This window comes from Aneurinibacillus aneurinilyticus ATCC 12856, assembly GCF_000466385.1.
Lineage (GTDB): Bacteria > Bacillota > Bacilli > Aneurinibacillales > Aneurinibacillaceae > Aneurinibacillus > Aneurinibacillus aneurinilyticus.
This window is the reverse complement of sequence record NZ_KE952880.1, coordinates 1-8,567: the sequence shown is the minus strand read 5'-3', so window position 1 is coordinate 8,567 and position 8,567 is coordinate 1. Positions and strand designations below refer to the sequence as shown.

The following is an 8,567-nucleotide window of genomic DNA, read 5'->3' as shown; positions in this document are numbered from 1 at the left end:
CTGGATCATACTGGATAATCAACACCCTTGATATGTTAAACGAAGTTCTGTGCAAAATTTGCGAGAGGAGTGTTGTATGATGCAAGATGTATGGAAAAGTGTTGGAGTAATTGCAACCGTATTTGCTATTTTCTTTATGCCGGTAGTCAGTATCCAGGTAACCGGGGTGGCATCAGGATCCCTCGCTTTGGCAGCGCAAAGCAATATACCGAAGAAAGAGAGTATTCGTTCCTTGTTGCGGCAGGCCGCTGATGCACAATACACACTGAATGAACCCATGGCAAGATCCGAAGTTTTGGAAAGGATTCGTCCGTATATGACAGAAGAATTTTCCCGTACATTTTTGCAGGAACGGCTCGTATCGGAGAAAAATAGGCAAGGTGAAACATTATGGTATGTTCCGGGATCGGATGACATGTATTTGTTTATTCCTGATTTTTCATGGGATTCCCGTACAAAAGTTAGCATAAGTGAAGGAGCGATTCATGTATCGCAATATTATCCAGCCGAGGATGGTCCATGGCAAATGCCAGCCCATAAGGAAACAGTATTGCTAATCAGGGAAGACGGAAAATGGAAAGTGAATGATATTCAGTATGAATGATTTTTTATAACATAAATTTATCTTTTTTTCAATGCATTTACCTCTTTATTTTTGACGAAATATTTACGAAAATATTGACAAATTTGTGACGTTTGTAGTAAGATAATGGTAGTTGCAGTATGAAGCTTTATATTTTTGAAAAGGAGCGGTTACGGTATGTGGAATGCGATTGTCATTGCTGAGATGGTATTTACCTCAACCATATGCGCTGCGATTTTGGCCCTCCCGTTCATCGCAAAAGCAAAGTATCCTTCTATAGAAGAAACAGAAAATGAATAGATAGACAGAAAGCGCCGGTAACGGCGTTTTTTTTATTTTTTGCAATATGAAGGAATAATTTCGCTAAAAATCTTCTTGATTTTGAATTGTTTATGCCGATATATATTAAAGGGAAATAATAAGGATAGAAATTACCAAAGAAAGAAATAGGGGATGTCAAATGGATTTAGCCTCACTTATTGGTATTGCCATAGCTTTAGCTGCCGCGGCGTTCGGTTTTTTCTATGACGGTGGAACTCCTACTCTACTATGGAGTGCATCTTCGTTTGTACTCGTTCTTGGTGGTACAATTGGCGCTGTAACTCTTTCGTTACCGATGAAAGAGTTGAAGAATGTGCCGAAGCTGTTCAAAAAGCTGTTTACCGAGCAGAAGATGGACTATCTTGGTCTTGTAAATCAGATGGAAGAGTTGGCAGGCAAGGCGCGTCGGGAAGGATTGCTTTCCCTTGAGCAAGAAATCGAGCAGGTTGATAATAAATTCATTGCAAGAGGGCTGCGAAGCGCTATTGATGGTGTCGATCAATCTGTTATCGGTGAAATGCTAGAATATGATATTTCTGCTATGGAGTCTCGTCATCAGCGCGGTGCCAAGATCTTTGAGAATGCAGGCGGATATTGCCCAACCATCGGGATCATGGGTACGGTCATGCACATGGTTGTTATTATGACGCACTTAAACGAGCCGCACTCGCTCGGGCCGTCCATCAGTGCAGCTTTTCTTGCTACGTTATATGGGGTAGCGTTTGCGAACTTGTTTTTCTTCCCGTTTGCAGAAAAATTGAAAGCAAAGTCCAAGGATGAATCATTGTATTTAACTATCGCTCTTGAGGGGATTATTGGTGTCCAACAGGGGATGAACCCAGTTGCGCTCCGTGAGAAGCTGCTTGTCTTCCTTTCTGAGGCGGATCGCAATATTGAAGCAGGCGGTGAAGAAATTAATGTCCAGAAAGAAGCAGAAGCATGATGACCATGTTAATCTAGAGCGCTGGCTTGTCTCTTATGCCGATTTTGTTACGCTTCTATTTATTGTTTTTCTTATCCTTTTCTCTATGAGTGCGGTAGATGCTCAGAAATTCCAAGCGTTGAAGGAATCGTTTAGTGATATAACCGGTTCCGGTTCCTCGCTCGTGATGCCGGCTCCTGGTTCCGCTGCGACACCGACAACAGATAAGAATACCGGCAAAACGAAAACGAAAAATGCCATCGCCGCTGAACAGGAAAGGTTTGAGGAAATTAAAGAGAAGATGGAGCAGTACACAAAGTCTAAAGGACTTGATAAGAGTGTAATGGTGAATATGGATCAGAACGGGATTAATGTTACCTTTACTGGGGCTGTTTTGTTTGCAAACGGAGATGCAACATTACAGCCACAGGCTAAGGGTATTATTAAAGATATGTTCCCGTTCATTAATTCGATTAACAACCCTCTACGTATTGAAGGACACACGGATAACGTACCGATACGTACAGCACAATATCCTTCCAACTGGGAATTGTCCACTGCTCGTGCGACGAATCTGGTTCGTTATCTATCCGAAGAATATAAGATTAAACCAGAACGGCTTTCCGGGGCAGGATATGGCGAGTATCATCCGATAGCTCCAAATGATACACCTGAAAACCGTGCCAAAAATCGCCGGGTAGAGATTATGATTCTAAGCTCTAAAGCAGCGGCAGCAGACGCACAAAAACCACAGAGTAAAAAGTAAAGAAGAAAGCAGGCATTCGATGAGGGATGCCTGCTTTTTATTATGCAGCAAGCAATGGTACATTTCTCGCTGTTTTTGTTTCAGGAAGAGAAACAACGTGTAAATTTCTATATATGAATTTATTTAAATTGCAGCGGGAGAGGACGCATATGACCAAACAAAGCAAATGGTTGATGAGAGGTGTTATTTTACTCCTTATTCTTACGATTATTTGGATGCTATACCAGACTAGCTTCATCCTTCAACCAGTTGTTATTATTATTCGGGCGATTGCACTGCCTTTTATTGTTGCTGGTGTAGGCTTTTATCTTCTGCGGCCTATTATCCGCTGGGCAGAGCAAAAAGGAATTAAGCGCTTGTATTCCAATACAATTATGTATATTGTAACTCACGCCTGTTGATTATCCATAAGGTGAAAGAAAAGATGCACGCGTCGGCGTGTTCCCTCGTCTTTTTCTCACAAGGAAGAGACACGGCCGCTTTGTGGCGCCAGGGCCGGACCGTAGCAGGCATTATTCTGGCCGTGCCAGTATATGCGGTAATAAAAGTCGTTTATTGTCACATTTTCGAATATCTTCAGCCGCGTATGAATGGAGATAAAGCCCCATCTTGCTAAGATGGGGCTTTTTTCTTAGGGAAAAATTGTTCATTCTTTGTGGAGGAAGTTGTACAATAAAAGAAAATATTTCCGATATTAGATACATATTTTTGGAGTTTTTTGTCGAAGCGTAGGTGAAGCTAACCCTTTTTGCGCCAAATCACAGAGAAAGAGAGAGGGTAACAGATGAGGAAGACGTTATGCGGACTCGGGATATTTCTTGTTTTTTTTCTAGGAATATTCTCCGTCGCAGTGCAGGCGGCAGCAGACCCTTCTATTCAGCTATTGATTAATGGAAGCAAGGTCAAACCCGAAGTTCCGCTGCAACTCGTAAACGGCCGGACGCTTGTCCCCGTATACACCATCCAGGAAGGCTTGGGAATAAAGGTAAGCTGGGATGGAAAGAATCGCAAAGTCACTGTTGTTGATGGAAGTAAGAAGATTGAATTAACGATCGGTTCTAAGACTGCACGTGTGAATGGTACGCAGAAGAAGCTGGATGTAGCTCCGGTTATCATTGGAAATCGTACGTTTTTACCGTTTCGTGCAATAGGAGAACTTCTGGGAGCGGAGGTTGACTGGGAAAATAAGACGCGAAGTGTCATTCTGAATAAGACGGTTACACCACCGCCTCCAAAAAAACCAGAGACTCCTCAAACTGTTAAAGTAACGAGTATTCAACAAAACGATCAAGTTATATCGATTCAAATTAGTGGAAAAACTGAGGCAAAAAGCTTTACGATGAGTGAGCCGAACCGTATCGTGGTGGATGTACAAAACGCAACGCTTGCTACAGCTTCTTCGGCGGTACCAGGTCAGGGAACACATCCTGCTATACAAAATGTACGGTTTAGCCAATTTGAGCCTGATGTTGTACGTGTGGTAGTGGAGTTAGCTGGTTCTGCCAAGTACGATCTGGTGCAGAGCGCTTCTAAGGTTGAATTGAAACTAAAGGATATTCAATCTCCTGAACCGTCCGTTCCACCTGTAACAAATCCTCCAGTTGTTACTGAACCTGTAGAAAAGCCACCTATCGTAGCACCTGGTAATGGCACCACGCAGCAGCCGAACCCAACGCCTACGACAGATCCGCTATCCTTAAAGGATAGGGTTAGAATTGTTGTTGATGCTGGACATGGTGGAAAAGACATGGGTGCGACTGGCAATAATGCCCGGGAAAAAGATTTGACATTAGGAATTGCCCAACGTCTTGCGAACAATATGATGGCTGATCCCAAGCTAGAAGTAATTATGACACGGGACAGCGAGTTGGACAGGCAGTTGACTGAACGAGGTGTTAAGCAGGAATTGTCAGAGAAGGTCAACATCGCCAATAATAACAATGCAGACCTTTTCATTTCCATCCATATTAACTCAAGCACTTCAGCTTCTGGAAAAGGTACGGAAACATATTATCATAACGATAAAAGCAAAGGATATGCTTCCACTATTCACAAACATCTGGTTCAGGCAACAGGTTTCCCGGACAGAAAGATAAAGCAGGCGAATTTTCAAGTTATTAAGTACACAAAGATGCCTGCTATTCTTATAGAGGTTGGCTTCATAAGCAACCCAGCAGAAGCAAAAGAAATGTTAACACCTGAATTTCAGCAACGGGTTGCTGATGCTGTGTATGCCGGCCTTAAAGAATACATTGAGAATAACTAAACATAAAAGCCAGCTTCCTTTTACGGAGACTGGCTTTTATGTTTAGTTACAGTATGATATGTTTTGTCTGTCCCGTTTCCTTTTGCTATAAAACGGCTCTTTATTATTCCTGTTTTTGTTTTTAATCGCTTATAATGGGAAAAAACGAGGGTAGGGAAAAATTATGATTGTTGGTGTAGGGATTGATATTGTGGAACTTGAACGTATTCAAAAAATTATAGGTAGACAGGAAAGCGCTTTTCTGGAGCGGATATTTACGGAACGAGAGCGGAAGAACGTTCCGTTAGGCGAAGCACGTAAAATTGAGTTTGTAGCTGGACGATATGCGGCAAAAGAAGCGATTTCAAAAGCATTAGGCACAGGTATTGGCAAGGTATTTTCATTTCAGGATGCCGAGGTCCTACCGGGGGAAACAGGAAAACCGAACGTTTGTATAGATGCTTCTTTACTTGAACGTATTACAGGGAAGAGAGGGAGTTTCTGTCACCTTTCGATCTCGCATAGTGAAAAATATGCTGTAGCTCAAGTAATACTGGAGATACGCGAAGACTTGTCTGCATATCGGGAATAAGTTGGACATACATATATAACGCGGGTGAGGAGGGAATTAGTATGTACGTGGTGAGCACGCAGCAAATGCGTGACATTGACCGGTTCACCATTGAGCAAATCGGAATTCCAAGCCTTGTATTAATGGAGAATGCTGGAGTAGCGGTGGTTAGGGAAATAGAAAAGCGGTGGTCTACTGGAGCAGTAGTTGTGTTGGCCGGTCCAGGGAACAATGGGGGAGACGGCCTTGTGATTGCACGTCATTTACTTAACAAAAGGCGTGATGTAAAGGTATGGATATTTGGAGAAGAGAAGAAGCGAAGTGATGATTGCAAGCGGCAACTGGAGATAATGCAGAACTGCGGATATGCCGTAAATGTCTGGACGCAAAAAAGCGAGGAAGCAGTACAAACAGATATAAAGCAGGCGACGGTAATTGTAGATGCTCTTCTGGGTACAGGAACGAAAGGAGAGTTACGTCCTCCCTATCCGTTCATCCTGGAAAAGTTGAAAGACTGCCCGGGAGAAGTGTTGGCGGTTGATATTCCGACAGGTGTGAATAGCGATACAGGGGAAGCGGCCCAATATACAGTACAGGCTAATGTAACGGTGACATTCGCTTTTCCGAAATGGGGTCACTTTTTATATCCCGGTGCTGACTATATCGGTGAGCTCGTAGTCTCTGATATTTCTATCCCACTACGAGCTATTGATGAATTTTTATTACGGGATATGGTACTGACCAAAGAACAATTACGTAAAGAATTACCTGAACGCCGCGCTTTTTCCCATAAAGGGACATATGGGCATGCTCTCATACTTGCTGGTTCGAAAGAAATGACCGGGGCCCCCGTTTTATCCGCTTCTGCGGGTCTTCGTACAGGGTGCGGTCTGCTGACGCTTGCGGTTCCCGAGTCGGCTTTTCCCATTGTTGCCAGTAAAATTAATGAACCTGTCTTTTGGGAATGGCCTGCAGAAGAAGGGCGCTTTGCCTGTGGAAGCCATACATTGCTAAGGCAACGAATCGCTTCGTTTGATGTTGTTGCCATTGGACCGGGTCTGAGCACATGGAAAGGCGGTAATAATTGGCTCAGGGAGATTATCAACATGGTAGATGTGCCGCTCATTCTGGATGCCGATGCGCTGAACTTGCTCTCGGAAAATTTGTCTATTCTCCATGAGAAAAAAGGCCAGATTGTTCTTACGCCACATCCGGGTGAGATGGGGAGGCTATGCGGTTGCTCTGCAGTCGAAATCGAAAGGGATCGTGTAGGTTATGCCCGGTCATTTGCCCAGGATTATGAGGTGTATGTTGTTCTGAAAGGAACATACACGCTAATTGCTACTCCGAATGGAAAAGTTTTCATTAATACGACAGGAACGGCTGCGCTTGCAAAAGGAGGCACAGGTGATGTGTTGACTGGTATGCTTGCTGGTATGCTCGCGCAGAAGGTGGCCCAGGATGAAACAATCGAGGCAGGAATTCAACTGGCGGTATATCTTCATGGTATAGCTGGCAGGATTTGTAGTGAGAAGTCGATACATGCCACATTGGCAGGTGATATCATCGACAACATTGGACCGGCTATAAAAAGCTTATTAGTTGCGAGTAGCTCACCCGTTACAGATTTCCCAGGAAATTGACATGGGAACCCTCCTTTGTCGAAAAAAGGCGAAGGAGTTGAAACAAGATGAAGCGAATTTTTTTGTTATCCGTTGGTTTTCTGCTGCTTTTTTTGACGCTTGTTGGCTGCGGACCAAAATCATCGGGAGATGTAGCGCAGGATTTGACTAAGCAAGTAGAGAAGATGTCTGGCTATAAGTCAAAAGCTTCTTTGTCAGTCCAGACAGGAAAAGCGCCGCAAGAATATGAAGTAGAAGTATGGTATAAGAAACCGAATTTTTATCGCATCTCTTTAACATCCAAGCAACGGAACATTACACAGATCATTTTACGTAACAATGAAGGTGTGTTTGTTCTAACTCCCCATCTAAACAAAAGTTTTCGTTTTCAGAGTGAGTGGCCGGAGAAACATGGTCAAGTGTATTTATATGAATCATTGGCAAAAAGCATTGCAAATGACAATGCAAGAAAATTCCAAGGCGAAGGTGAGCGATATACATTCGAAGTAAAGGCGGATTATCAAAATCGTTCGCTCACAAGCCAGAAAATCACGCTTAATAAATCGTTGGAGCCGGTACGAGTGGATGTAATGGATACAAATATGAATCCAATGGTCACCGTACAGTATAGCTCGTTTGATTTGAATCCTAAGTTCGATACAGATGCTTTTGACAAAGAGCGGAATATGCAAGCTGCTATCTTGGATTCTGTTCCTGTACTAGCTGATACAGCAGCTAAGAAGCATGAAGGTAGCTTCGGAGTGATTGAACCGAATTATTTACCTAAAGGCGTTACGTTAAAAGGGGTGGATAAGGTTAAAGATGAAGAAGGTGCACAAATTGTTCTAACATATGAAGGTGCGCAGTCGTTCACACTTGTTGAAAGTAAATCTAAAGCAACTACGGTTAATCTTGTGACTGGTGAACCTGTGGATTTGGGTTATACGGTTGGTGTAGTGGTTGGAGAAGCCAAGAAAACGTTGCGTTGGGACTACGATGGGGTGGAGTATATGCTGTCATCTGGAGATTTACCGGTAGAAGAAATGGCGGAAATAGCAAAGTCTATGTTTAATCAGGTAGGTAAATAAGGGTGGGAAATCCGCCCTTTTTCCTTTTTTAAAGAAGCATATGTTTAAAATGCGCTGTTTTCATATAAATTACACTTGATATTTTGACAAGGTAGGGTGGATGCGCCCTGCGCTTCGGCAGCGAAAAGGGCAGGGTGTCTTTTTCCGACCGCTCCTGGCCTTTTTTCTTTTCTTAACTTCCCATCACAAACATGTGTCGGTTTATCAAATCAGATGTATATATGTACTACCTAGTGATGAGTAAATAATTTTTTATTAAAAATGTATTGACCTGAATATATGGTTTGTGATAAATTATCTCTTGTCGCCGCGAAAAAAGCAAAAAGAAAAAATGACAATCTTTCTAAAAAAGATGTTGCAAAACGCTTGGTGATTTGATAAAGTATAAAAAGTCTCATGAAAAAAGAGACAAACTTAAAAGTTCCTTGAAAACTGAACAGTAACACTCG

11 protein-coding genes are annotated in these 8,567 nt (G+C 42.8%); 10 read left to right on the top strand and 1 reads right to left on the bottom strand.

The annotated features are described in order from the left end of the window. Nucleotides 1-76: 76 nt before the first annotated feature. From HMPREF0083_RS21050 to HMPREF0083_RS21015, 10 genes are all read left to right on the top strand, one after another. A complete protein-coding gene (locus HMPREF0083_RS21050) occupies nt 77-604 on the top strand; it encodes a DUF3993 domain-containing protein (RefSeq protein ID WP_021623796.1) in 528 nt (175 codons plus the stop codon). Nucleotides 605-760: 156 nt separating this feature from the next. After that, complete coding sequence (locus tag HMPREF0083_RS29835; protein WP_021623795.1) at nt 761-883, top strand: hypothetical protein; 123 nt, start codon at nt 761-763, stop codon at nt 881-883. A 160-nt stretch (nt 884-1,043) separates the two neighbouring features. Further along, the gene (locus tag HMPREF0083_RS21045; RefSeq protein ID WP_021623793.1) at nt 1,044-1,847 is read left to right on the top strand and encodes a motility protein A; all 804 of its coding nucleotides are present in this window, start codon (nt 1,044-1,046) and stop codon (nt 1,845-1,847) included. Beyond that, on the top strand, nt 1,822-2,592 hold the full coding sequence (locus HMPREF0083_RS21040) for a flagellar motor protein MotB (protein ID WP_021623792.1): 771 nt from the start codon (nt 1,822-1,824) through the stop codon (nt 2,590-2,592). Before HMPREF0083_RS21045 ends, HMPREF0083_RS21040 begins: the two co-directional genes overlap by 26 nt. Before the next feature lie 149 nt (nt 2,593-2,741). After that, nucleotides 2,742-2,993 carry a hypothetical protein gene (locus HMPREF0083_RS21035; protein ID WP_148316031.1) on the top strand — a complete coding sequence of 84 codons (252 nt, stop codon included), beginning with the start codon at nt 2,742-2,744 and terminating at the stop codon, nt 2,991-2,993. 23 nt (nt 2,994-3,016) lie between these two features. Then, the gene (locus HMPREF0083_RS28320; protein ID WP_021623790.1) at nt 3,017-3,208 is read left to right on the top strand and encodes a hypothetical protein; all 192 of its coding nucleotides are present in this window, start codon (nt 3,017-3,019) and stop codon (nt 3,206-3,208) included. 168 nt (nt 3,209-3,376) lie between these two features. Further along, nucleotides 3,377-4,858: an N-acetylmuramoyl-L-alanine amidase family protein gene (locus tag HMPREF0083_RS21030; RefSeq protein ID WP_021623788.1), complete on the top strand. Its 1,482-nt coding sequence runs from the start codon at nt 3,377-3,379 to the stop codon at nt 4,856-4,858. A 163-nt stretch (nt 4,859-5,021) separates the two neighbouring features. Further along, nucleotides 5,022-5,429, top strand: coding sequence for a holo-ACP synthase (gene acpS / locus HMPREF0083_RS21025; protein ID WP_021623787.1), 408 nt, complete (start codon nt 5,022-5,024; stop codon nt 5,427-5,429). A gap of 41 nt (nt 5,430-5,470) precedes the next feature. Next, nucleotides 5,471-7,051, top strand: coding sequence for a bifunctional ADP-dependent NAD(P)H-hydrate dehydratase/NAD(P)H-hydrate epimerase (locus HMPREF0083_RS21020; protein ID WP_021623786.1), 1,581 nt, complete (start codon nt 5,471-5,473; stop codon nt 7,049-7,051). A gap of 47 nt (nt 7,052-7,098) precedes the next feature. Further along, nucleotides 7,099-8,118: a DUF4367 domain-containing protein gene (locus HMPREF0083_RS21015; RefSeq protein ID WP_021623785.1), complete on the top strand. Its 1,020-nt coding sequence runs from the start codon at nt 7,099-7,101 to the stop codon at nt 8,116-8,118. Between the two features lie 230 nt (nt 8,119-8,348). Here the strand turns inward: HMPREF0083_RS21015 and HMPREF0083_RS29100 are convergent. After that, on the bottom strand, nt 8,349-8,567 hold a 219-nt coding region (locus HMPREF0083_RS29100; RefSeq protein WP_021623783.1), incomplete at its 5' end, for a hypothetical protein.

Bases quoted from the DNA above. Each gene is read 5' to 3' on its own strand.
- HMPREF0083_RS21050 (WP_021623796.1), top strand. From the start codon at position 77: ATGATGCAAGATGTATGGAAAAGTGTTGGAGTAATTGCAACCGTATTT.
- HMPREF0083_RS29835 (WP_021623795.1), top strand. From the start codon at position 761: ATGTGGAATGCGATTGTCATTGCTGAGATGGTATTTACCTCAACCATA.
- HMPREF0083_RS21045 (WP_021623793.1), top strand. From the start codon at position 1,044: ATGGATTTAGCCTCACTTATTGGTATTGCCATAGCTTTAGCTGCCGCG.
- HMPREF0083_RS21040 (WP_021623792.1), top strand. From the start codon at position 1,822: ATGTCCAGAAAGAAGCAGAAGCATGATGACCATGTTAATCTAGAGCGC.
- HMPREF0083_RS21035 (WP_148316031.1), top strand. From the start codon at position 2,742: ATGACCAAACAAAGCAAATGGTTGATGAGAGGTGTTATTTTACTCCTT.
- HMPREF0083_RS28320 (WP_021623790.1), top strand. From the start codon at position 3,017: ATGCACGCGTCGGCGTGTTCCCTCGTCTTTTTCTCACAAGGAAGAGAC.
- HMPREF0083_RS21030 (WP_021623788.1), top strand. From the start codon at position 3,377: ATGAGGAAGACGTTATGCGGACTCGGGATATTTCTTGTTTTTTTTCTA.
- acpS (WP_021623787.1), top strand. From the start codon at position 5,022: ATGATTGTTGGTGTAGGGATTGATATTGTGGAACTTGAACGTATTCAA.
- HMPREF0083_RS21020 (WP_021623786.1), top strand. From the start codon at position 5,471: ATGTACGTGGTGAGCACGCAGCAAATGCGTGACATTGACCGGTTCACC.
- HMPREF0083_RS21015 (WP_021623785.1), top strand. From the start codon at position 7,099: ATGAAGCGAATTTTTTTGTTATCCGTTGGTTTTCTGCTGCTTTTTTTG.